Origin of the sequence: Methylogaea oryzae, assembly GCF_019669985.1 — a bacterium.
In the GTDB taxonomy this organism is placed as follows: Bacteria; Pseudomonadota; Gammaproteobacteria; order Methylococcales; family Methylococcaceae; genus Methylogaea; species Methylogaea oryzae.
The window spans coordinates 3,172,596-3,193,601 of the sequence record NZ_AP019782.1 but is presented as its reverse complement, the minus strand read 5'-3'; the positions used below and the strand labels follow the sequence as shown (position 1 = coordinate 3,193,601).

The following is a 21,006-nucleotide window of genomic DNA, read 5'->3' as shown; positions in this document are numbered from 1 at the left end:
GCGCGGCCTGCTTCCGCAGGCCTACGCCCATTTCGTTCAAGTTTTTCAAGAAAATGCCGACAGCTTCACGGACAGCGCCGTGAAATTGTCGCGGCGCTCGACAACCCTTAGGAGGTCGCGCCATGCGTATCGAATCAGCCAAGATCAGTGCCGGTGCGCTGCATGAAGAGGTGCAGTCATCGGTAACAAAAGAGTCTTTGGAATTTTGGGTGGGCGATCGGCGGCGCCGAGCGCCGGAGCCGGCCAGCCCGCCGCCGGCTGCCGACAAGCTGTCCTTGACGCCCCAGGCCCAGGCCAGCCAGCCGGTCAGCAAAACGCTGAACGTCGACGACGATCAGCAGCTCACTCCCCGCGACCGGCTCATCGCCGACATTTTGCGGTCCATGATTAAGGCGCTTACCGGGCGCGATCTCAAGCTGTTTTCCCCGAGCGATTTGGCCGACAAAATCGCCCAGGCGCAGCAGTCCTCCGCGGAGGCGACCGCCCAGTTGCAGCAAGCCGCCGCGCAGCAGCCGTCGGCCGGCTTCGGCTTGGTTTACGATCATTACGAATCCCACTTCGAATCCGAAGCGGTTTCCTATAGTGCCCAGGGAACGGTCAAAACCGCCGACGGCAAGGAAATCCAGTTTTCCGTGCAGCTCAACATGAGCCGGGAGTTTTACACGGAAAACCGCGAAACCCTGCGTTTGGGCGATGCCAAGAAAGTCGATCCGCTCGTGATCAACTTCGACGGCAACGCCGCCGAGTTGGGCGACACCAAATTCCAGTTCGATTTGGATTCGGACGGCCGCCAGGAGCAAATCGCCGTGCTTAAGCCCGGCAGCGGCTTGTTGGCTTTGGACAAAAACGGCGACGGCGTCGTCAACAACGGCAGCGAGCTGTTCGGCCCGGCCAGCGGCAACGGCTTCGCCGAACTGGCCGCTTACGACGAAGACAAAAACGGCTTCATCGACGAAGGCGACAGCATCTACAACAAACTGCGCATCTGGCAGCAGGACGGGCAAGGAAAAGGGCAATTGCTGGCGCTGGGAGCCAAAAACGTCGGCGCCATCTACCTGGGCCACGTGTCGACGCCTTTTACCTATAAAAACGCCGCCAACGTCACCCAAGGCGACGTGGTCAGCACCGGCCTGTTCCTGCGGGAAAACGGCAGCGCCGGCACCGTGCAGCAAATCGACTATTCGGTTTAATCTCCCCGGCTTACGCACGGCGGAATCGGCTTCGACAGCCGGTTCCGCTTTTTTCTGCGGTCAGCGATGGCCGTCGGCGGCTGCGTCATCCGCCACCGTTACCCAGCGGGCGGCGAAAAATACCAAGCCCATCAGCGCATAGGCCTGTGCCCAAGGCCAAGCGGGCGTCAACGACAGGGCCGTGTCGGCGGGGGTCCAGAGGTAGCTATGCATCAGTCCGAGGGAGGATAAGAGCGCTGCGACGCCGCACCACGCGGCGGCCTGCAAAAAGCGCCGCTCGATGACCGCTACGGTGACGGCGGCAAGGATGGTGGATGTGAAAATAGCGCCCTGCTCCAAGGCGAAAGCGCCGTGTATCCACACATCGGCTTGATGGAACGCGTCCAGCAACGCGGGGGAAAAAGCCGGGCCGTCCGGCGTGCCGTAGCCGGCGGCGCGCAAGCCGCTTTTCGCCATCAGCGCGCCCCAGGCGGCGATGCCGGGCAGGATGCCCAGCACCACGGCCGGGCCATGGGCCGTGGGCGTCGCGCTGAAGGCCTGGGCGGCCATGACGATGCCGATCCACAGCATGATGGCCATGCCGGCATCCACGGGGACCGCCCAGGCGATGTAGCTCAAGGTGCCGGTTAGGCAAATGAAAGTGATGAATACGCAGTTGAGCACCGAGTACCCGGCGCGGGCGCCGAGGGCTTTCCAGCCGGGGTGGCCGATGTAGATGGTGGTGGGGAAGCAGGAGCCGAAGGCGCAGGCGGCCAAGGTGCTCAAGCCGTTCATCGCCAGCGAGCTTTCCGTGGAATAGCGGTCGCCGGCCGCTTCCGCCGACTCGATGTTTTGCAGCGAACCCAGCAGGTTGAACAAGCCCATGGGAATGATTACCGACAAATAGGCCGTCAACAGGTCGGCGCGCATGGACGCCAGCAAGTCGCCCAATACCGGCACCGGCCAGTGCCAGCCGGCGCCGCTGGGCGATGGCCCCACCGGTGCAACGCCGCTGAGCCACGCCAGCATGGTGCCCAGCAGCACTGCCACCAGGCCGCCGGGCAGGCCGCCTTTGAAACGCACCCGGCCGAAGTAGGTCAGCAGGATCACGCCCAGGGTGGTCAGTCCCACCACGGGATGGGCGTAGGCGCGAAACAGGAAACCCAGGGCGATGAAACCCAGGGCAATGCCGGCCAAGGTGGATAGCAGCGCCGCCCGAGGCGTGGCTTTGCGCAGTTTTTCCGCCACAAAAGCCCCGCCGAATTCGATGAGGCCGGAGCCGAAGCAGGCCAGCAAACCCGCTTGCCAGGCGGTCCGCGCCGGGTCGGCGGCGCCCGCGGCTTGGGCCGCCAGCTTGGCCGGCAGCATGACCAGGAACACGAAAGCGAACAGCGATACGGTGTTGATGCCGTAGGGCAGGGCGCAAACGTCGGTGCGGCCGGTGCTTTCCGCCAGCTTTTTCGCCTGCCAGGCGTAAAAGCCGTTGCCTACCAGCAGCGATACCGCGACGCCGGGCAGAATATGCCCGTACAGCAGCTCGGCGGGAAATCCCAAAAGGCCGCCGCACAAGCCGACGATCACCAAGAGTTGGACCAGGTTATCCAGCGCCAAGCCGAAAAAACCGTCGATATCGCCGCGCACCAACCAAGGCATTTGGCCCCCTTTCCGTTGCCGTAGAGAAAAGCCGCTTTTATAGGCCCGCCGGGTCATCGGCGCAAGGCCAATGACGGGTTCGTTTACATACAAGCGCTAGGGTTGGCTGAAAGGTAGAATTCGAGGGCCGAAGAGCGGTTTTACGGTGCGCGGCGAATGGAACGCGATTCGCCGGGTAGCGGAAGATCGCTTCTGCCTCGTAAATAAGAGCAAATTTCGATTGTTAAAACTCTGGAGAGATCTATGGCTAAAGTGAACAAACTGTTGGTCGGTGAAGCACTGTGCGGCGGCGGCAACGAAATCGCCCACATCGACCTGATCCTGGGGCCGCGCGGCAGCGCCGCTGAAAGCGCCTTCGCCAACTGCGTCACCAACAACAAGGACGGCTTCTCGTCCCTGCTGGCCGTGGTAGCTCCGAACCTGATGTGCAAGCCGAACACCGTGATGTTCAACAAAGTGACCATCAAGAACGGCAAGCAAGCCGTCCAGATGTTCGGACCGGCGCAGCGCGGCGTGGCCATGGCAGTGATGGATTGCGTGGAAGACGGCACCATCCCGGCCAACGAAGCCGACGATTTGTTCATCTGCGTGGGCGTGTTCATCCACTGGTTGGCCGAAGACGACGCCAAGATCCAGGACTACAACTATGAAGCCACCAAGCTGGCCATCAAGCGCGCCGTAGCCGGCGAGCCGAAGGCAGCCGACGTAGTGGCTCAGAAGGGTTCGGTGGAACATCCGTTCGCCGCCCACAAGTAAGCTGCTTCATCGCCGCCCCGCGGGTCGGGGCGGCGTGCGGTTTATCGCGAAAGCGCCCCTCGTGGGCGCTTTCGCTTTATGGGGCCGCGCTTTTCCTCCGTGGTTTCGCGGCCAAGCCCTGGGCGCGCAAAAACGAACGGCCGGTCGGGCATCCTGCGCCGACCGGCCGTGTCGCCGTCGAAAATCTTAAAAACTACCGGCTCTTCACCGGCACGGCAACCTGCCGACTGCGGCGGTATGCCCATGTGCTGGCCGATAGCACCAAACAAAAGCCCACGGTAAACATGATGCGTTCTCCTGGTGAAAAGCGGGCGATGATTCGTCCCACGATCAGGTTAGCGTCATGGCGGCGGAAAACTTGATTGCGGCGTTATCCGGCAAGTCGAGGTTTTATGCATAAGTTGCATTATATGAAAACCAGAAGAAATACTGAGTATCGCTAATAACTTGGCTGGATTAAAGTAACCACCAAGATGAACGACACCCCAGACCTTGCGAGGAAAGAATCATGACTCTGTTGGAAGCCGTATTGATAGCCGTCATGAGTGGCGTAGTTGGCGGAACCGTGGCCTTCTGCCGCGCCCACTACATCAGCGCCGAATCGTCGCAAGCCTCCTGATCGACAGACTCCTTGGTGCGAGAAACTTGGCCAGGCTTAGTTCTGGCCCCTTTTTGCCCTCCCAGCTATTCCGTTGTCTCCTCCCTATGGCCCGTCCCCGACGGGCTTTTTTTTTTTGCCCACCGCAAGGGCGGTTTTTCAGTCTTTCGTCGCCAAACGGAAATGTCGGTGTGCGCTGGTGGGGAGGGTAGCCATGGCGGCTAGCGGGAGCCGGGGCGGAGTGATTCCCGACGACGCCCATAAAAAAACCCGCAACAGTCGGGTTGCGGGTTTTCGAACTGGCGGAGTGGACGGGACTTGAACCCGCGACCCCCGGCGTGACAGGCCGGTATTCTAACCAACTGAACTACCACTCCAGTGTTTGGTGGGTGCTGCAGGGATCGAACCTGCGACCCTCGCCTTGTAAGGGCGATGCTCTCCCAGCTGAGCTAAGCACCCGGTCACTGAGCCAACCATTATACGGTTTTTTTTTGTCGGTGGCGATTTTTTGTCTTCTTTAAGTGATTGCGGAAAGGACGGCTTGCGTCTTGTTCTCTAAGTTGACGACCGGATCGGAGTATCGAACGATTTTTCCTTTGCCCGCCGCCTTGGCTCTGTACATGGCGATATCGGCGCACCGGATCAACGCATCCATGTCCGCCTCGCCGTCCGTGTCATCGGGATAGAGCGCTGTGCCGACGCTGGCTCCGATCTGGCAACGAACCTCGCCGAGCTGGAAGGCCGTGTTCAGCGCCTCGATAATTTTTTCGGAAACCCGCTGCATATCCACAGGGTCGGTCAAAGCGCCCAGGATTAAAGTGAACTCGTCCCCTGCGAGGCGCGCCACCATATCGGATTCGCGGACGCAGTCGCTGATCCTGTCGGCCGCCTGTTTGAGCAATTCGTCCCCCGCCTCGTGGCCGTACTGGTCATTGACGGCTTTGAACCCGTCCAGGTCGAGAAAGAGAACGCCCAGGCGCTCGCCGTTGCGGCGCGCCAAGGCCAACGCGGTACGCAGGTGGTCGTAGAATAGCGCGCGGTTAGGCAGCCCGGTCAATGTGTCATAGTGGGCAAGCCTCTCCAATCGTTGTCCGTACTCTTTTTGGGCGGTGATGTCGGTGAACAGGCTGACGTACTGCGCGAGTTCGGTCTGGGGGCCGCGTACTTCGCTGATGGTGAGCCGCACGGCGTAGCGCTCGCCGTTCTTGCGCCGGTTCCACACTTCGCCCTGCCAATGCCCTTCCTCCAGCAAGCGCCGCCACATCGCCGCATAAAATTCCGGCGGATGCTGGTCCGAGCGCAATAAACGCGGATTCTTGCCTATCACCTCCTTGCGGCTGTAGCCGCTGAGGCGGGTGAAGGTTTCGTTGACGTCGAGAATGGTTCCGTCCGGCCCGCTGATGACGATCCCTTCGTTGGCGTGGTTGAACACGCTTGCGGCCAAGCGAAGCTTTTGCTCGACTCTTTTGCGTTCGGTGATGTCCCTGGAACTGTTGAATACGAACTTTTTATCCCCCAGCACGACCGCAAGGCCGCTGACCTCCATGTCGATCATGCTGCCGTCCTTGCGCCGGTTGCGGGTTTCGAATTGGATCCGTGTCGGCGTTTCAAGTTGACGTTCGATTAAGCTGTTCAACTCCTCGTTGCCGAAATAGGCATCGATATGGGAGACATGCATGCCCAGGAGTTCCTCCCTACGGTATCCCAGCATGTCGCACAGCGAATGGCTAACTTCCACAAGCCGGCCCTCTGAATCCAGGATACCGATGCCGTCGCTTGCGTTGATGAGCAACGCCCGGTTTTTTTCGCTTTCCGCGCGCAAGGCCTGTTCGGCTTGTTTGCGTTCGCTGATATCACGCCAGACGCAATAGACGGCCCGCTCGCCCCGCAGGGTGATGTGGGTGAGGGTAACTTCGACGGGAAGCTGCGTGCCGTCCGCTTTGGCGTGGACCCATTCGAAGCGAAGCACGCTTTGCGATTCCAGGGCCTGCAAATGCCTTTCCGCTTTGGCCTGGGAGGGCTCGCCGTCCGGTTGCAATTCGGGCGAAAGCTGCGAAGGATGCAGGGACAGGAAATCGGCTTTGTGGTTGTACCCCATCACCTTCAGCGCGGCTTGATTGGCTTCAATGAAACGATGCCCCTTGGTAATCCACGCTGGGTCGGGCATCTGCTCGAACAGGGCGCGGAAGCGGCCTTCGCTTTCCTGATAGGCGGCCGACAGCCTGAAATAACGTAAGGCCACCAGCCCCACGCAGAGCAGCCCGGCCAACGTTGCGCCCAGGCTTTTGTAGAGCCAGGCGTGGTCGGCGGCGGGGTCGTTTTCGTAGAGGAATCCCTTCAGGTCGGCCGCTCGGTCGATCATGCCCACTTCCGCATAGGTGTCGGCGATGTGCTGCCAACGGCCTGGGTACATGTAGCCGGGTTCGATCAGGCCGACCTGCATAAGCCGCGCCATCGCAGCGGCCTCAAACTCGAGATGTTCCTGGGTTTTGTGGCGCGAATAGCGCTCCCGGATCAGCCGGATGATTTCGGCCGGATTTTCCATTGCGTATTTCCAGCCTTTCAGGCTGGCCGCCCTGAAAGCTTTGACGCGCTCGGGGTGATCCCGTATCTGGGCTTCCGTGGTGAACAGGTTGTCGCCGTAGAAATCTATGCCGGAAGTCAGGGGGCGGAACAGCAAATGCGGTATGCCTTGGCGTTCCACCTCGTAGAGTTCGTCGGTCACGTAGACGCTCATGGCATCCACGCGTCCTTTAATGACGTCCCGGACGTCGAAGTTATGGGATTCGATTCGCAGCGATGCGTTGTCCGGCAGCTTTTCACGGCGCAACATGGCGAACAGTTCGGCCGAGCCGGGCTCGATCATGATCGAACGTCCGGCGAGATCCTGGATGTTCTGGATACGGGGCGGCCCATGGCTCAGTAAGGCGATGGGCGAATGCTGCATGATGACGCCCAGCACCACAACGGGCTTTCCCCGCATGCGCAGCAACAGCAGTTCGCTGGTGCCCACCCCGAATTCGGCCTTGTTTTCCAGGACCGCATCCACCGCCGATTGTCCCGGCATCGCTTCGGCCAGTTTGACCTCCAGGCCCGCCTCTCGGTAGTAGCCTTTTTCCAGCGCGGCATAGTAGCCGGCGAACTGGAATTGATGGGTCCATTTGAGTTGCAGCGTAACCGGCTCGAGGGCGTGAGCCGGGGCGAACAAGGGCAAAGCGATCCATAGCGCTAAGAACCAGACCGCCCGCTTCGGAAAGATGTGTTTCGTATCGGCTCGGCGATCCAGCCTGGTCGAGCCTATTGGAGGGCGCCTAAAACTGAGCATTTTCAACGTTGATTCTCTTTGTTCATCCTTTGATATTAGCCAAGGAAAGGCTGTCGCGCCGAAACCAGGCGGCTGCGGTGCGGGGTCGTTTCTCGCAAAAATTTAGGCGGGTGGCAGGGAGCGAAAATGCGCCGGAAACAGGGCGCCCGGAGGAAGGCGCTAGGCGGCTCGTCCTTGGCCCGCATCCTTTCGGGGCCAGTCTCCGGCTGTTCAAGATCGCTTCGGGCGATGGAGTGAACCCGCCCCGCGGGTAAACAAAAAGGGCCGCCCTTTCAGGCAGCCCTTTTCGTTTAAGTTGGTGGAGGAGGCGACTACCGAAACACTGTTGTAGGCTATGGTTTTATAATTATTTTTATTTGTTACGCTTCGTTTATGCCCCCGTAAATGCCCCCGTGTTTGCTGTTCCAAGGTTGGTAAAATTTTTCCACGTGCGCGATTGAGCAACGTTCTGGACTGGGGGGGGGGCTGTTGTGCGTCACCCGCTGTCGTTGGATTTGATCGCAACCAGCTGGGCAGCCAGCGCTAGGTCATCACGGCCAGCGCGCACCAGCTTTTCGGTAGCGGTGCGCATTAGCTTTGTCGCTTCTGCCAATTCTTCGGCGCGTTCCGCTTCAGTCGCACGCGGCGGCAGCAGGAACACAGCGGCGTTTCGTTCAGCTTGGGCTACGGTCATCTTTTTCATAGCTCTTCGATTTCCTCAGGGGTGGGGACAGAATCGGCGGCCCGGTTCAGGGCGTCTTTGATTTCTGCGGTTAGAACATCCTTTATGCGGCGCTCGTTGGTCTCCCCGACGAGTGCAGTAATTACGCGCTGCGGGAGCTGCATCATGGTTATCTGAATTAGCCGGCAGCGGTGGCCCCATACCTTTTCAAATTGCTCTACCGGGGCCACCAAGCCCTTCTGACGTGCCAATTCCAGTTCAGCCAGGTCAGCATCGGCGCGCACCTTGCGCGTGCGCTCGCGTTGCAGCTCGCTTCCCTTGTCGGCGGCATCGTCCAGCAGCGCGCGGATGCTCGGCCCCAGCTCGTAGCGGCCACGCTCCACGCGCTCCAGAGTGCCGGCCTCGGCCAACTGGCGGATGCGTCGCGATGACACGCCGGTCAGGGCGGCCAGCGTGGCGTCTGTCACCAGGGTTTGTGGCGGGATGCTTTCAACCATTGCTACGCATTTGGCCCAGAATCGGGCGGTCAGCGTCCAGGCGCGCGGGGCCACGGTAGGCGCATCCCTTGGCCTTCAGCTTGCGGCGGCGGCCGGCTTTTGGGGTGGGCTTTGCGGGGGCTAGGGGTTCGGTGGTGGGCTTTTTTCTGAAGGGCATTTCCGCCCAGTAGCCCGCCAAGCGGGAAATGGTGTCGTAGATCATTGCTCGGCCCTCAGGCTGTCAGATATTTGGCCGCAGTGTCACGGCGGAAAAGGTCCCGGCTCCCTGTGCGCGCCGGGTTACGGTGTAGGCCCCACAGGGGGAGCATTTAGGCCCCACACAGCCTTTTGTCTCAGGTTCCTGCCACCCACCTGGAGGGGGCCGCGCTTCGCCGGCAGTACGAGAGGAACACCAGCGCGGGCAGTGTTGACCAAAAGCTAGTGGCCTTGTGCGGCGCGCTTCGCATCCAGGCCGGCGCGGATTAGCGCAGCAGCGGCGGCGGACATGCTCACACTCAAGCCGGTCAGGCTACGCAGGCTTTCGCGGTGGCGTTTGATGCTGTCCAGCAGTTCACGGCCAGCAACTACGGTCACTTTGGTTTGCTTGTCGTCGTGGGTTTCGGTTTTCATGGCGTGTGCTCAGTGGAGTTCTTCAATGCTGCGGATCGGCTTCCAGCTGGCCCACTCACTGCGGCGGCGAGAAGGTGCTGGCCCTTCGGATTGCGCGGCGCGCACCAGGCCGGCCACAGCAAGGCAAGCCTGGTCAAGCTGAATAGATGTCAGGGCAGGGAACGCCTCGGCCATTCGGGCGCGGGTGGTGTCCGTGTTGTGATACCAGGAGGCAACCCCGCCATCGGTCACCCATTGCAGCAGCGTGCGCGGGCTGCCTTCGCTATCGGGCCGGCTTATCACCGACAGGCCACACAGAGCGGATTCCACGCTCAGGGGTAGGGCTTCTACGGCTTCGGGTGCAGCCTTGCGGCGTTTAAATATGCCCAACATTTCAAGCCACCATGCCGAAGAAGGCCTTGTCCACCAGGCCGGGTTTGACGTTTACGTGGCACAGCACGTCCATTGCGCCAAGTACGTCATTCCGACGCAGCACTATGCGGGTTTCGTCACTCAGTACGACAAAGGCGCGATTGAATGCGCCGGCCACGGTTTCAGGAATGGCGGGGGCTAGTTCGGCGGGGATGTTGGCAGCGGTAAACATGCCATCGCCGCGCCAGGCAGCACCGGCAGCATTGGTGCCCACAATGGCGCGCAGTTCGTCAATCCGCACGTCATTGCCGGCCAGGGTGCCCAGACTGAACGCGCCGGGCGCGGCGGCCTTGATTGCCTCCAGCATGATTTTGTCCACCAGGTTAGCCACACCACGCGAAACGGCCAGCGCGATTTCGTAGGCCAGCAGGTCAGGGGCCAGGCTCTTTTGGCTCTTGCGCGTCACCTTGAAGAAAACGGAGTAGTTGGCGGCGTCGCCAATCTTCACTTCCAGCTCTTTGGCGGGGTAGTCGGTTTCGGCCACTTCCAGGCCATCGCCCAGCAGGGAGAAGGCGGCGGGTTTAATCAGGCGCAAACGCTCGGGACGGGTGTAAAAGCCAGGATCGCCGCCGGCTTGAGTGGTGCCCTTCGGGGCTTGGTTGGCTAGCACCAGATTGCCGCCGGCTTCACAAAAGCGGGAATGCTTGACCACCAAGTGCGACAGCTTCACAAGCTGGCCCACGCTGCCATCGGCCAGCGGCTGATAGTGAAGGCCCAGGGCTTCGGCAGCAGTTGCAGCCGGCAGGGTTTCGCCATCCAGGGACACAGTGCCGACAACGGCGGGCGTTACCGGGATGCGGTGGGTCGGCTCGTGGTAGCCGGTGGGCGTGTGGGTTTCAACGTTCGGCGCGGATTCGACTTCCGTCAGCATGCTGCGAAGGCTGCGGGTCTTGACTGCATCAAAAAGGGCTTGGCGTTTCATAAAGTGGCGGATTTCTCAGTAGTTGAAAGGGTTCCGCCAGTGTCGCCGGTCATTCGAGGCTATCCACTTGCGGGGATTTCCTCGAATAATGCCACGGTGTTCGGGGGTGTTCTTCCTGCGGGATTTCACCTCTTGGAAGTTTGGTAGTCGTTTTTGAAGCCCTCGGAAATGGTTAGCTACATGGGTACGTTACACCCGCCAGGCATACGGCCTGAATGGGACCCGCGATGCTCTAGGTGGCTCGCGTCCTCACTGGGCTTGCCGGTAGCCACCACGCGCCACTGCCGCCTGCATCGCTTCTGTGGCCTTCTCGCTATCCAATGCGCTGCCCAGGACATACTGCCCACCAGGAAGGACACGCACCACGCCCCGCGCTTCCAACTCCCTCAGCTTCCTGATTGTGGTGGCCCTTGGCATGCCAACATACAGCGCCCCCTTGCCCGCCTTCATCGGCTTGCCTTCTGCCTGCCCTACCGCCACACCAGCCACCAGCAGCAGGTCATCAGCATTTGACGCGGTGCGCTTCTTTCCCAGCAGCCTAGACACGTTCAGCACCAGGCGCAGCAGGTCGGCAGTCTGTTGTCTGTCCGTCATGTGGTCCATGTGGTCCAGGTAGAAAAAAATACCCGGACCGCTGAACCCCTTGCCATTACTGGCTTGGTCCGGGTGGTCCGGGTGGTCCAGGTAAAAATCAAAGTCGGTAAAAAGGTGGGATGGTGCGCTGTGTTACAGCATCGAAACTGGTCTGCAATTTCTCACAGCGATTTGGTTAAAAATACCCGGCCCACATGGACCACCCGGACCAGCCCAGTATTCATGCGGGTTTCGCCGGTCCGGGTAAATTGGGTGGTCCGGGTGCGTACCCGGACCAGGCGAAAAAAACCCGCCATGCGGGCGGGTTGTTGGGTTTGGTTCTCGATTAATACGGGCGGTCGTCTTCTTCTTCGATGCGCTCAACATCGACACCGCAGCACTTCTGAAAATTGACGGAGGCAGCAGCCCATCCCGGAACACGGTACGAAGGCACGCGGTTGTAACCGTCGCGCAGCTTGGCGGACGTTGCGCCGGTCGCGTTGATGAACTTCTTGGCGAAACGTGCCTTGTCCAGAAGGTGCAGCTTTCCGCGCTTGCGGCTGGCCCCCACGTAGGCGTCATACAGCGCGTCCTTGCCAACCTCCAGCGGTCCGTCCCATTCCTTGCCAACCAGCACGCCGTCAGAAAGCGCATCGAAAACAAACTGGTCGTGCGGCTCCAGGCTCAAGGCGCGTTGCTTGCGCAGGGCTTCGGTTTCCGGCACTTGGCGCAACTGGACGGAATGAAGCGGGAACTTCAGCAGCAGCGTCAGCAGCGCGGCCAGCCCGCCCTTGTCCAATTGGTCCTTGATCGCCTGAAAATATGCGAAGTCCTGTCGGTGGCGGTCACTCACGTCCAGCACGAAATAGCGGCGTTCGTCGCTGCTTGCCGGCGCTGCCCATTCGTTGTTCGTAATCATCATGATCCGGCACAACGAAGGCATTTCCACCGCGTCGATTCCCTTGGCCTCGATAGTCAGGCGGTCACTGGTAATCATGTGTTTCAGCGGCCCTTCGTCGGCCTTGTCGCCCGCCCAGTAGGATTCCTCTGCAACAATCAGCAGCTTGTCGGCCAGGTGGCGGTTAAAGTTGCCAGTCAGGTGGCGCATGTGCGAAACGCTCATGGCGTGTCGCCCCAGCAGTGCCGAAAGCGCTTCAGCGAACGTCGATTTACCGGTGCCCTTCAGGCCGCGCATAACCAGCGCCACGCCCTTCTTCCGGTCAGGGTCTTGCACCATGTCGGCGGCCCATGCCAGCAAGTAGCGGAAATACCGCTTGTTACCACCGCACAGGTTGAATTTCATGTGCGACAGCAGGCGGCGGCACTTCATGGCGGCGCGGGCCAGCGTGCAATCAACCGGCTCGGCAGTGAACCCGGACCACAAATTGTAGTAGCTGCTTGGCGCATTTTTGGCCGGCGCGAACGTTACGCCCTCATACTGGCGGCGCTCGGGCGATTTCAGCCACAGATCAGAAATCGGCACATGCTTGGTGATCGCCTTGCCGTTCTTGTCGGTCGCCTCCACGGCGGCGGTGCGGTTCATGTACCAGGTCTTGAAAGCACTCGTTGAGAGATACAGCACTTCCTTGCCGTCGCGCTCGCCGATAGTTTCGCGCAGCACCACCACCTTGTCGCCGGTCAGAACCAGGGCATGGCTTTGGTTCAATTCGGCAACCACCTTGCGATGTTCGGGTAGGTCGTTGTCATTCGCCGGGATGATTTCCCCGGTGTCCTTGTCGATCCTGCTAGCTGGTGCCCTCGGTGTGGATCGCATGCCTAGTTCAGAGGCTGCGGCGCGGACGGCGGCGCTAACGTCATTGCCGTGCTCGTAGTGCCGGAACAGATCAAACGGCGCGACAGGCTGGCCCGATTCGGTCGAGCACAGCGGGTCCGATGCATGATGAATAAACGTCCGGTTGTCGCCGATCAGATTGACGCCAGGCAGGCCCGTGGTGCTGTGCGGGGACAGCCAGCGGCGGCCCTGCCCGGTGTAGCCGTAGCGGGACAGCGCGGATTCGATGCTGTGGGCCGCGTTGTAGGCGTCAATGACGCTATCCCCGGCCTGCTGCACTCGCGGCTTGGCGGTCGTCTTGGGTAGCCGGCACGGTGCCCAAGGGCATACGGCCTCAAGCTGCGGCTTCAGGGCGGCCCAGTTGTTCCACAAGGCCAGCAGCCAGCGCGGCGGTTCGCTGAAGCCTTGTACGGCCTCGGGTGGCGTGATCCAGGTGTAGGGGCTGCCTGTATCCGGGTGGATTGAAGGCGGCAGCACGTCCTGCCGCTGCTGTTCATCGGCTGCACGCACCTCGAACACGGTGAAACGGCCTTTGCTCTCGCGCTTCGGCCAGGTAAGCGCGTGGTATGGCAGCGTTTCTCCCTCGGGCACGCGGAACATTACGCGCACACCAGGGGCCTGGCCTTGAATGGTCGGGTGGGCGGCGGTTAGGTCGGCGAGGCTCCAGCCGAATTCAGCGCAGATCAGGTGGAATGCTTCGGCGTCGTCAATGTCGAGTGAGCAAAGCCTTGAGGGTCCCAGAGCCGCCCCCAGGTTCTTAGAAGGGTTTGCCAGATAGTGGGCGCGGGCGGCTTCGGGCGTGCTCAGCAGATTGCACGGTAGCCCCCAATCGTCAACTTTCGGCCGCTTCATGCGAGGCGGCAGCGGGACGATGTGGATTCCGTACTCGGAAACATAGCGCGCGGCATCATCGGCGATTGGCGGCACGTTGTTTTTTGCGGGCGCACTCATACTTCACCCCTCATTTTCAGGAGGTGCAGCGCATCAATCGCCATCCGCTCGAATGCCAGCCGGTCAAGCGGGCAAGGCGCATCTGGCGGTGCTAGGTGCGCCCAAGTTGCCAGTGTGGCGGCAATGCGCATCCGGTTATAACGAGGATTCACCCGTTTGGACGTGAAAACCATCCGCAGCAGCCACCAGGCCATATATTGCGTGCAGGCGTGCCGGTGGGCTTCGCTCAGAAATTGCGCAGGGCGCGGTGTAACGATGTGGGTTGCACAAGCCCCCCAGGCGCGGACCAGACCCTTTTCCAGTGGCTTCCCAAAATCCCGGGCTTCAAACGGTGGACGCTTCATGCTGCACCGCCTTTACGAACCAATGCGGCGGCGGTCACAATTTCAGCCACCAGCAGCCTGGGAAGACCTGCATCATTCAGCAGGCGCAAATAATGGATGGCGGTTGCTTGAGTTTGGCTGATCTTCAGTAATTCGTGGGATAGGCGATAGATCGCTGCGCAGGCTGGCGTGTATTGACGGGCCTTCGCAACTTTTCGAAAAAACGGAAGGTGCTCACGGGTGGATTGATTCCCGTTTTTTCTTTGTTTAAACTTGCGAGCGGAAGTATTTTTAAGGGGTGCCATGTCGGTGGTATCCCTTTTTTATTGGCCGTTGCGGGCGTTTATACGCTCGGCAATCCACTGTTCTATTTCAGCTAAAACCCAACCGGCAGCGCGCGGACCAAGGCGGATAGGTCCCGGGAAGTCGTTGCACGAGATTTTTGCGTAGATTGTGCTGCGAGCCAGCCCGGTGAGGTCCATTACCTGCGGCAAGCGGACGATGCGATTCAAGTTGCTCATAAGGTCTCGGTGTGTCCAGTTAAAACCGGGACGCATTTTCAAAACTTGGCTGGCTTCGCTCTTCCTGCGGGATTTCCAAAAAGTCGAGTTTCCGCCGTGATGCCGACGGCAATAAGCCGGCATATTTCACGGCGAGTCATGCAACTTCAGCCCCGGTCATAATGAATAATCACTACGGAACTTATAGTTGCCTAAAGGTGAATAGATAGCTTCCTTGTTGTGGAGTTTTTTGTATAAAAAAGCCCGCCAGGTGGCGGGCTTTAGTGAGGGCTTATCCTCGGCTTTCGCGTAACTGCTCGAGGTAGTCCGCCCATTGCTGCATCATCTTCCGGCGTTCAGAAAGGTGCGCTGTACGGTTATACGCTCGGCCGTTGGGGTCGCGCACCGCATGGGCCAGTTGGTGTTCGATGAAATCGGGACGGAAGCCCAGGACTTCATCAAGAACGGTGCGGGCTAGCGCCCGGAAGCCGTGGACGCTCATCTCATCTTTTCCAAAACCCATGCGCCGTAGGGCGGCCAGCAAAGCAACGTCTGACATAGGCCGCGAGCCGTTGGGTGTTCTCGCGGAGGGGAACACATAGCGACCATGCCCGGTTAGCGGATGAAGCTCGCGCAGAATTTCCACGGCCTGAGTTGCCAGCGGGACAATATGCGGGGTTCCGGTTTTTGTCACAACGTAACTCCACTCTGCGGCGTCAAGGTTGAAGTGTGCCCATTCCGCCTGCCGTAGCTCACCGGGGCGGACAAAAACCAGCGGAGCCAGTTTCAGGGCGCAACGCACGGGGAGGGTGCCCTCGTATGCCTCAATAGCCCGGAGCAATTCTGCCGCCTGTTTCGGGTCGGTCATCGCTGCAAAATTTCCTCCCTTGACGGGTGTGAGCGCTCCCTTTAGGTCACCAGTAGGGTCTCGCTCTGCTCGGCTGGTGGCAACGGCGTAGCGGAATATCTGCCCGCAGTTCTGCAAGGCCCGGTGTGCGGTTTCCACGGCTCCCCTGTTTTCGATTCGGCGAAGTGCCCCAAGCAGTCTGGGGGCATCAATGCTGCGAATGGGGGCATTTCCTAGCCAAGGAAAAATATCCCTTTCCAGTCGGCGCAAAGTGCGGTTGCTGTGATTTTCGGCCCAGGTAGGCGCATTCTTGGCGAACCATTCCCGTGCTACCACTTCAAACGTGTCAGCGTCAGCCGCTAACGCTGCTTTCATAGCCTTGCGGTTTTGGCTAGGGTCAATGTTTTGGGCTAGTTGCTTGCGGGCCTCGTCGCGCTTGTCGCGGGCTAGTTTGAGTCCGGTTTCTGGATAGACGCCCAGAGCAAGCCGCTTCTCCTTGCCGCCGAAACGGTATTTCATGCGGAAGTATTTCGAGCCGTTCGGCATGACTTCCAGATAAAGCCCTTTCTCGTCGGCCAGCCTGTAGGGTTTCTCCTTGGGCTTGGCATTTTTGCAGGCGGGATCGTTTAGCATGTCCTACTCCGTCCAGTTGTGATGCGGCTTGCGCGTCGCTTGGGGGCATCCGCGCCGGGGGCATGAGCCTATGCCCCCGTATGTGCCCCCAAAATCACAGGGATGTTGGGGCATCTTGTTGGACGCCAGTGGACGAAGTATAAACAAAAAAGCCCGCATTTAGCGGGCTTGGTAGGTGTCTTTGGATGTTGCTAGATATTGAATTGGTGGAGGCGGCGGGAATTGAACCCGCGTCCGCAAACCCTCCGCCTTCGGCTCTACATGCTTATCCCTGTCTATTGATTTAACTGGCGGCTGCCCGACGGGCAGGGAGCGCAACCAGCGATTCCGAAAAGTTTTAGCGGATCGGTCCCGGACCTACCTCACCGCGTAGCTTATGCTTGGATGCCCCCCGAGAAGAACGCCCATAAGCAGGCATTCTCACGAAGGCTGGCTGACTTAAGCAGCCAGAGCGTAGTTGTCGTCGTTGGCAACTATAAAGTTTGCAGTTGGATTTACGAGGTCCTCTGCGCCTCGGCATGCACCTAGGGTTTCGCGATCCACGTCGAAGCCAAGTCGCCCCCGGTACTAACAATATGACAGTATACCGTCCCAAAAGGTTCCGTGGTAGTGACAGATTTTTGACGCCCGTTTGCCGATGGCTTCAGCGGCCGTGTTTCATCAGCTGTTCTTTCTCGCGCTGCCAGTCGCGGTCTTTCTCGGTGGCGCGCTTGTCGTGCAGTTTCTTGCCTTTGGCCAGGCCGATTTCCAGCTTGGCTCGGCCGCGCTTCCAATGCAGCTTGAGGGGAATGAGCGTATAGCCCTTGCGTTCCACCGCGCCGATGAGGCGGCTCAGTTCTTCCCGATGCAGCAGCAGTTTGCGGGTGCGCAGGGCTTCGGGGTGGACGTGGGTGGAGGCGGACAGCAGGGCCGAGATGTGGCAGCCGAACAGGAAGGCTTCGCCGTCCTTGATGACGACGTAGCTTTCCTTGAGCTGGGCGCGGCCTTCGCGCAGGCTCTTCACCTCCCAGCCGTGCAGCACCAGGCCGGCTTCGAAGCGGTCCTCGATGAAATAGTCGTGGGTGGCTTGGCGGTTCAGCGCGATGACATCGTTGTCGGACTGGCCTTTGCCTTTTTTCGCGGACATTAAATCGCCTTAAAACGAACTGACGGAAGGGGAGAAGTTTGCTATTTTACCCGATCTTTTCCCAGCCCATCGCCGTAAACGCCCGGCTTCATCCATGACAGTCATTCAGAAGAGCGCCTTGGTGCGCTTTCCCGCCGCCGCCATGTACGATTTGGTGAACGATATCGAACGTTATCCCGAGTTCCTGCCCTGGTGCAGCGCCAGCCGCGTGCTGAGCCGCAGCCCCGATGTGGTGGAGGCGGAACTGGACATAGCCCGCGGCGGCTTCAACAAATCTTTCGCCACCCGCAACCTGCTCAAGCCGGGGGAGGAAATGCGCATGACCTTGCTGCGCGGGCCGTTCGATTTCCTGGAGGGGGTGTGGACATTCACGCCGCTGCGGGAGGACGCCAGCAAGATCGCGTTGGACTTGCGTTTCGAGCTGTCGGGCGCCTTGGCCAGCTTGGCGTTCGGGGCGGTTTTCAATCAAATCTGCGGCACCATGGTGAGCGCATTCAGCGAGCGGGCGAAGCAATTGTATGGTTGATACGAAAATCCGAGTGGAAGTGGCCTACGCCAAGCCGGAAGAACAAGTGCTGTTGAGCATCCTGGTGGAGCCTGGCGCGACGGTGGAGGAGTGCATCCGCCGTTCCGGCATCCTGGCGCGCTTTGAGGAAATCGACTTGGCCGAGGCCAAGGTGGGCATTTTCAGCAAGGCTTGCGGCATGGACCATGTGCCCCGCGCCAACGATCGCATCGAAATCTATCGGCCGCTCATCGCCGATCCCAAGGAAGCCCGCCGCAACCGCGCGGCGAAAAAAGGCGACGCCGCCGAAGGCTGAGGCTCAGCCGGCGCCTTCTTGGCGCCAAGCCTGCGGCGCTTGCCATTGCCGTACCCACTCTATGACTTCCTCCGCCGGCATGGGCTTGGCTATGCCGTAGCCTTGGCCTAGCTCGCAGCCCATGCGCAACAGCTCCTGCCCGTGGCCGACGGTTTCCACGCCCTCGGCCACCACTTGGCGGTGGAATGCCTTGGCCAAGCCGATCACGCCCTGCACGATGGCGTGGTTTTCGTCGTTGCTCAACAGGTTGCGCACGAAGGACTGGTCGATTTTCAAAGTTTTCGCCGGCAGGTGTTTGAGGTAGGACAGCGAAGAGTAGCCGGTGCCGAAATCGTCCAGGGAAAATCCGATGCCCAGGGGTTCGCACTCGGTCATCAACTGCGAAATATGGCGAAAATCCTGCAGGGCGACGGTTTCGAGGATTTCCAGCTCCAATAGGTCGGCCAAGTCGGCTTCGCCATGCCGCTTGAGCAGCGCGCGCAAGCGGTCGGTGAAATCCGGGGTTTGCAGCAGCCGGGCGGACAGGTTGACGCTGACCGGCATCCGCACACCTTGTTTCAGCCAATCGGCCGTTTGGCTCAGCGCGGTTTCCAGTACCCACCAATCCACTTCCTGAATCAGGTTGCCGTTTTCCAGCGCGGGCAGAAATTCTCCGGGCAGCAGCAGGCCGAGCTCCGGATGGCGCCGCCGGATCAGCGCTTCCATGCCGACGACCCTGCCGCGCCCCATGTCCACCTTGGGCTGGTAGTGCAGCAGGTATTCCCCCCGGGCCAGCGCCTCGCGCACATTGGCCTGGGCTTCGAGACGGACGCGGGCCTGCCGGTCGCGCTCCGGGTCGAACAGGTGTATGCGATTGCGGCCCGCTTGCTTGGCCTGATACATGGCCTGGTCGGCGTTACGCAGCAGGGTGTCCGGATCGCTGCTGTCTTTGGGGAACAGGCTGACGCCCAGGCTGGCGGAAATCTGCGCCACGCCCTGGTCCAGGGTGAACGGCCGTTGTATCGCTTCGTGGACGCGCCGCAAGGAAAGGTCGCAGGCCGCGGTGTTGTCCAGCCCGCCGAGCAATACCACGAACTCGTCGCCGCCGATGCGCGCCACGGTATCGCCGGAGCGCACTGCTTCGCGCAGGCGCTGGGCGACGGCGATCAGCAAGGCGTCGCCGGCGGCGTGGCCCCAACGGTCGTTGACCGGCTTGAAGCCGTCCAGGTCCAGGTAGCACACCGCCAGCAACGTTTCGTCGCGGCGGCACTGGGCCATGATCTGCTGCATGCGGTCGGCCAGCAAAGTGCGGTTGGGCAGCTGGGTCAGCGGGTCCAAATAGGCCATTTTTTCCAGCATCAACTGGCTGTTTTTCACCGCCGTGATGTCTGTGGCCAGGCAGATGTAGTTGAGCACCTCGCCTTTGTCGCCGTATATGGCGCTGATGCGGGTGAGCTGGGCGTAAAGCTCGCCGTCGGCGCGCCGGTTCCACAGGTCGCCGTGCCAGTAGCCGTTTTCCAGCAGGCTGCGCCACATGTCTTGGTAGAAGGTTGCGTCCTGGGCGCCCGATTTGAGCAGGCGGGGATTGCGTCCGCGCAGCTCGTCCTGGGAATAGCCGGTCAGCGTGCAATAGCTGTTGTTGGCTTCGACGATTTCCCCTTTCGCATCGGTGATCATGATGCCTTCGTGGGCGTGGCTGAATACGCTGGCGGACAGGCGCAGCCGCTCTTCCGCCGCCTTGCGTTCGGTGATGTCGCGGAACAGCGCGATGGAACCGACGCGTATGCCCCGGCTGTCGTAGACCGCTGCGCGCAATATCTGGCCCAGGATGAGGCGTCCGTCGCGGTGCCTGAATCGGGCCTCGCCCAGGTTTTGCGTGCCGTTGCCGCTACCCAGCTGGGCGGTCGCTTCGTATTCTTCGCGGCTGGCGTAGACGACTTCGATATTGCGGTTTTGCAGTTCTTCGGCCGTGTAACCGAACATGGCTTCCGTGGCCGGGTTGACCATGCGCACCCGGCGCTCGTCGTCCGTCACGATCACCGCGTCGGGAATGGCGCGGAACATGGCGGCGAACTGCGCTTGGGAGTTGGCCAGCTTCTGGTGCGCGATTTCGTTTTCCACCGCCCTTTCGTGCAGGGCGTCCAACATGCGGTTGAAGGCGGCCGCCAACAGGCCGATTTCGTCCTCCCGCCGCACGTCGGCGCGCTCGTTCAGGCTGCCGCCTTTGACCCGCGTCGCCACGCGGGAAAGCCGCCGCAGGTCGGAGGTGAGCCCTCGCGCCATGAGCAGCGCGAACGCCGTGCCGAACAAAATGGCCATGGCGGTATAAATCAAGCCGTTGCGCGTTACCAGCGCCAGGCCGTTGGCGATGTGCTCCTGGCCGATGCCGACGCGGGCCCAGCCGATAAGCCGGCCGTTGGCCAGTACCGGCTCGGCCACGTCCACCGAGCGGGCATCGTTCTGCAAGGTTTGCGGATTGGGGTTGTGGATGCGCAGCAGCGCCAAGCTGGTCGGGTCGCTGATGTACTGGCCGGTGAAGGCCGGGTCGCTGTGTCCCAGCACACGGCCCTGGGGCGACAGCAGCATGGCGTAGCGCAGATAGGGATAACGGGTTTGCGCGCGCAAAATTTCCTGCAAGCCGGAAACGTCTTCGGCCAGTACCCAGGACACGCTGTTGGCGGCGAGGGTGCCCGCCAGGGAATGGGCCTGGTCCAGGCTCTGCGCCAGCAGGAAATCCCGCTGGCGTTCCACCAAGTCGTAGACGAACAGGGTCATCAGCACCGCGTGCACGGCCATGATGCCCAGCACCAGCTGGCGACGGATGGAGCGCGTGAAAAATTTTACCGGTCGGTGCCACATC

Annotated in this window: 20 protein-coding genes, 2 tRNA genes and 1 other RNA gene; 4 read left to right on the top strand and 19 right to left on the bottom strand. The window is 60.7% G+C overall.

Translation table 11 applies throughout. From position 1 onward, the window contains the following. Positions 1 to 122 precede the first annotated feature (122 nt). Positions 123 to 1,190, top strand: a complete 1,068-nt coding sequence (locus K5607_RS14090; RefSeq protein ID WP_221047387.1) for a hypothetical protein — start codon at positions 123 to 125, stop codon at positions 1,188 to 1,190. Positions 1,191 to 1,250: 60 nt separating this feature from the next. On the opposite strand, the gene K5607_RS14085 is transcribed toward K5607_RS14090, so the two are convergent. After that, positions 1,251 to 2,822 carry an NCS2 family permease gene (locus tag K5607_RS14085; RefSeq protein WP_221047386.1) on the bottom strand — a complete coding sequence of 524 codons (1,572 nt, stop codon included), beginning with the start codon at positions 2,820 to 2,822 and terminating at the stop codon, positions 1,251 to 1,253. A gap of 243 nt (positions 2,823 to 3,065) precedes the next feature. On the opposite strand from K5607_RS14085, the gene fae reads away from it, so the two are divergent. Beyond that, the gene (fae, locus tag K5607_RS14080; RefSeq protein ID WP_054773865.1) at positions 3,066 to 3,578 is read left to right on the top strand and encodes a formaldehyde-activating enzyme; all 513 of its coding nucleotides are present in this window, start codon (positions 3,066 to 3,068) and stop codon (positions 3,576 to 3,578) included. 898 nt (positions 3,579 to 4,476) lie between these two features. Here fae and K5607_RS14075 read toward each other — a convergent pair. The 17 genes from K5607_RS14075 to smpB form a co-directional block, all read right to left on the bottom strand. Beyond that, positions 4,477 to 4,553 (bottom strand) — tRNA-Asp (locus tag K5607_RS14075). Between the two features lie 6 nt (positions 4,554 to 4,559). Further along, a tRNA-Val gene (locus K5607_RS14070) sits at positions 4,560 to 4,635 on the bottom strand. Between the two features lie 58 nt (positions 4,636 to 4,693). Next, positions 4,694 to 7,384 (bottom strand): PAS domain S-box protein, encoded by a 2,691-nt coding sequence (locus tag K5607_RS14065; RefSeq protein ID WP_162232389.1) that lies wholly within the window; start codon positions 7,382 to 7,384, stop codon positions 4,694 to 4,696. 592 nt (positions 7,385 to 7,976) lie between these two features. Next, a complete protein-coding gene (locus K5607_RS14060; protein WP_054773863.1) occupies positions 7,977 to 8,183 on the bottom strand; it encodes a hypothetical protein in 207 nt (68 codons plus the stop codon). Then, positions 8,180 to 8,659 carry a type IV toxin-antitoxin system AbiEi family antitoxin domain-containing protein gene (locus K5607_RS14055; protein ID WP_221047385.1) on the bottom strand — a complete coding sequence of 160 codons (480 nt, stop codon included), beginning with the start codon at positions 8,657 to 8,659 and terminating at the stop codon, positions 8,180 to 8,182. Before K5607_RS14055 ends, K5607_RS14060 begins: the two co-directional genes overlap by 4 nt. Further along, positions 8,652 to 8,861 carry a hypothetical protein gene (locus K5607_RS14050; protein WP_221047384.1) on the bottom strand — a complete coding sequence of 70 codons (210 nt, stop codon included), beginning with the start codon at positions 8,859 to 8,861 and terminating at the stop codon, positions 8,652 to 8,654. Before K5607_RS14050 ends, K5607_RS14055 begins: the two co-directional genes overlap by 8 nt. Before the next feature lie 215 nt (positions 8,862 to 9,076). Then, entirely contained in the window at positions 9,077 to 9,268 is a 192-nt protein-coding gene (locus tag K5607_RS14045) for a hypothetical protein (RefSeq protein WP_221047383.1), read from the bottom strand. A 9-nt stretch (positions 9,269 to 9,277) separates the two neighbouring features. Then, positions 9,278 to 9,640, bottom strand: coding sequence for a hypothetical protein (locus K5607_RS14040; protein WP_054773080.1), 363 nt, complete (start codon positions 9,638 to 9,640; stop codon positions 9,278 to 9,280). A 1-nt stretch (position 9,641) separates the two neighbouring features. After that, positions 9,642 to 10,601, bottom strand: coding sequence for a hypothetical protein (locus tag K5607_RS14035; protein WP_221047382.1), 960 nt, complete (start codon positions 10,599 to 10,601; stop codon positions 9,642 to 9,644). A gap of 249 nt (positions 10,602 to 10,850) precedes the next feature. Then, positions 10,851 to 11,204 (bottom strand): hypothetical protein, encoded by a 354-nt coding sequence (locus K5607_RS14030; RefSeq protein WP_054773083.1) that lies wholly within the window; start codon positions 11,202 to 11,204, stop codon positions 10,851 to 10,853. A 316-nt stretch (positions 11,205 to 11,520) separates the two neighbouring features. Further along, positions 11,521 to 13,917 (bottom strand): DUF5906 domain-containing protein, encoded by a 2,397-nt coding sequence (locus tag K5607_RS14025; RefSeq protein ID WP_082411403.1) that lies wholly within the window; start codon positions 13,915 to 13,917, stop codon positions 11,521 to 11,523. Next, positions 13,914 to 14,261: a hypothetical protein gene (locus K5607_RS14020; protein ID WP_082411404.1), complete on the bottom strand. Its 348-nt coding sequence runs from the start codon at positions 14,259 to 14,261 to the stop codon at positions 13,914 to 13,916. Before K5607_RS14020 ends, K5607_RS14025 begins: the two co-directional genes overlap by 4 nt. Further along, positions 14,258 to 14,545 carry a hypothetical protein gene (locus K5607_RS14015; protein WP_156302335.1) on the bottom strand — a complete coding sequence of 96 codons (288 nt, stop codon included), beginning with the start codon at positions 14,543 to 14,545 and terminating at the stop codon, positions 14,258 to 14,260. The genes K5607_RS14020 and K5607_RS14015 overlap by 4 nt, the downstream gene beginning before the upstream one ends. 18 nt (positions 14,546 to 14,563) lie before the next feature. Further along, a complete protein-coding gene (locus tag K5607_RS14010) occupies positions 14,564 to 14,761 on the bottom strand; it encodes an AlpA family transcriptional regulator (protein ID WP_246598867.1) in 198 nt (65 codons plus the stop codon). Positions 14,762 to 15,032: 271 nt separating this feature from the next. Further along, positions 15,033 to 16,220, bottom strand: a complete 1,188-nt coding sequence (locus K5607_RS14005) for a tyrosine-type recombinase/integrase (RefSeq protein ID WP_221047381.1) — start codon at positions 16,218 to 16,220, stop codon at positions 15,033 to 15,035. A 204-nt stretch (positions 16,221 to 16,424) separates the two neighbouring features. After that, positions 16,425 to 16,783: a transfer-messenger RNA gene (gene ssrA, locus K5607_RS14000) on the bottom strand. An 80-nt stretch (positions 16,784 to 16,863) separates the two neighbouring features. Beyond that, complete coding sequence (smpB, locus tag K5607_RS13995) at positions 16,864 to 17,346, bottom strand: SsrA-binding protein SmpB (protein WP_054773085.1); 483 nt, start codon at positions 17,344 to 17,346, stop codon at positions 16,864 to 16,866. Positions 17,347 to 17,440: 94 nt separating this feature from the next. Between smpB and K5607_RS13990 the strand changes: the two genes are divergently transcribed. Both K5607_RS13990 and K5607_RS13985 read left to right on the top strand, forming a co-directional pair. Then, positions 17,441 to 17,872 (top strand): type II toxin-antitoxin system RatA family toxin, encoded by a 432-nt coding sequence (locus tag K5607_RS13990; RefSeq protein WP_054773086.1) that lies wholly within the window; start codon positions 17,441 to 17,443, stop codon positions 17,870 to 17,872. Then, positions 17,865 to 18,167, top strand: coding sequence for an RnfH family protein (locus K5607_RS13985; RefSeq protein ID WP_054773087.1), 303 nt, complete (start codon positions 17,865 to 17,867; stop codon positions 18,165 to 18,167). Before K5607_RS13990 ends, K5607_RS13985 begins: the two co-directional genes overlap by 8 nt. A gap of 3 nt (positions 18,168 to 18,170) precedes the next feature. On the opposite strand, the gene K5607_RS18190 is transcribed toward K5607_RS13985, so the two are convergent. After that, positions 18,171 to 21,005 (bottom strand): EAL domain-containing protein, encoded by a 2,835-nt coding sequence (locus K5607_RS18190; protein WP_221047380.1) that lies wholly within the window; start codon positions 21,003 to 21,005, stop codon positions 18,171 to 18,173. Between the last annotated feature and the right edge of the window lies 1 nt (position 21,006).

Coding starts and splice junctions, on each gene's coding strand:
- K5607_RS14085 (WP_221047386.1), bottom strand. CDS start 2,822: ATGCCTTGGTTGGTGCGCGGCGATATCGACGGTTTTTTCGGCTTGGCG.
- K5607_RS14060 (WP_054773863.1), bottom strand. CDS start 8,183: ATGAAAAAGATGACCGTAGCCCAAGCTGAACGAAACGCCGCTGTGTTC.
- K5607_RS13985 (WP_054773087.1), top strand. CDS start 17,865: ATGGTTGATACGAAAATCCGAGTGGAAGTGGCCTACGCCAAGCCGGAA.
- K5607_RS14040 (WP_054773080.1), bottom strand. CDS start 9,640: ATGTTGGGCATATTTAAACGCCGCAAGGCTGCACCCGAAGCCGTAGAA.
- K5607_RS14005 (WP_221047381.1), bottom strand. CDS start 16,220: ATGCTAAACGATCCCGCCTGCAAAAATGCCAAGCCCAAGGAGAAACCC.
- K5607_RS14035 (WP_221047382.1), bottom strand. CDS start 10,601: ATGAAACGCCAAGCCCTTTTTGATGCAGTCAAGACCCGCAGCCTTCGC.
- smpB (WP_054773085.1), bottom strand. CDS start 17,346: ATGTCCGCGAAAAAAGGCAAAGGCCAGTCCGACAACGATGTCATCGCG.
- K5607_RS14025 (WP_082411403.1), bottom strand. CDS start 13,917: ATGAGTGCGCCCGCAAAAAACAACGTGCCGCCAATCGCCGATGATGCC.
- K5607_RS14010 (WP_246598867.1), bottom strand. CDS start 14,761: ATGAGCAACTTGAATCGCATCGTCCGCTTGCCGCAGGTAATGGACCTC.
- K5607_RS14055 (WP_221047385.1), bottom strand. CDS start 8,659: ATGGTTGAAAGCATCCCGCCACAAACCCTGGTGACAGACGCCACGCTG.
- K5607_RS13990 (WP_054773086.1), top strand. CDS start 17,441: ATGACAGTCATTCAGAAGAGCGCCTTGGTGCGCTTTCCCGCCGCCGCC.
- K5607_RS14090 (WP_221047387.1), top strand. CDS start 123: ATGCGTATCGAATCAGCCAAGATCAGTGCCGGTGCGCTGCATGAAGAG.
- K5607_RS14050 (WP_221047384.1), bottom strand. CDS start 8,861: ATGATCTACGACACCATTTCCCGCTTGGCGGGCTACTGGGCGGAAATG.
- K5607_RS14020 (WP_082411404.1), bottom strand. CDS start 14,261: ATGAAGCGTCCACCGTTTGAAGCCCGGGATTTTGGGAAGCCACTGGAA.
- K5607_RS14030 (WP_054773083.1), bottom strand. CDS start 11,204: ATGGACCACATGACGGACAGACAACAGACTGCCGACCTGCTGCGCCTG.
- K5607_RS14015 (WP_156302335.1), bottom strand. CDS start 14,545: ATGGCACCCCTTAAAAATACTTCCGCTCGCAAGTTTAAACAAAGAAAA.
- fae (WP_054773865.1), top strand. CDS start 3,066: ATGGCTAAAGTGAACAAACTGTTGGTCGGTGAAGCACTGTGCGGCGGC.
- K5607_RS18190 (WP_221047380.1), bottom strand. CDS start 21,005: ATGTGGCACCGACCGGTAAAATTTTTCACGCGCTCCATCCGTCGCCAG.
- K5607_RS14045 (WP_221047383.1), bottom strand. CDS start 9,268: ATGAAAACCGAAACCCACGACGACAAGCAAACCAAAGTGACCGTAGTT.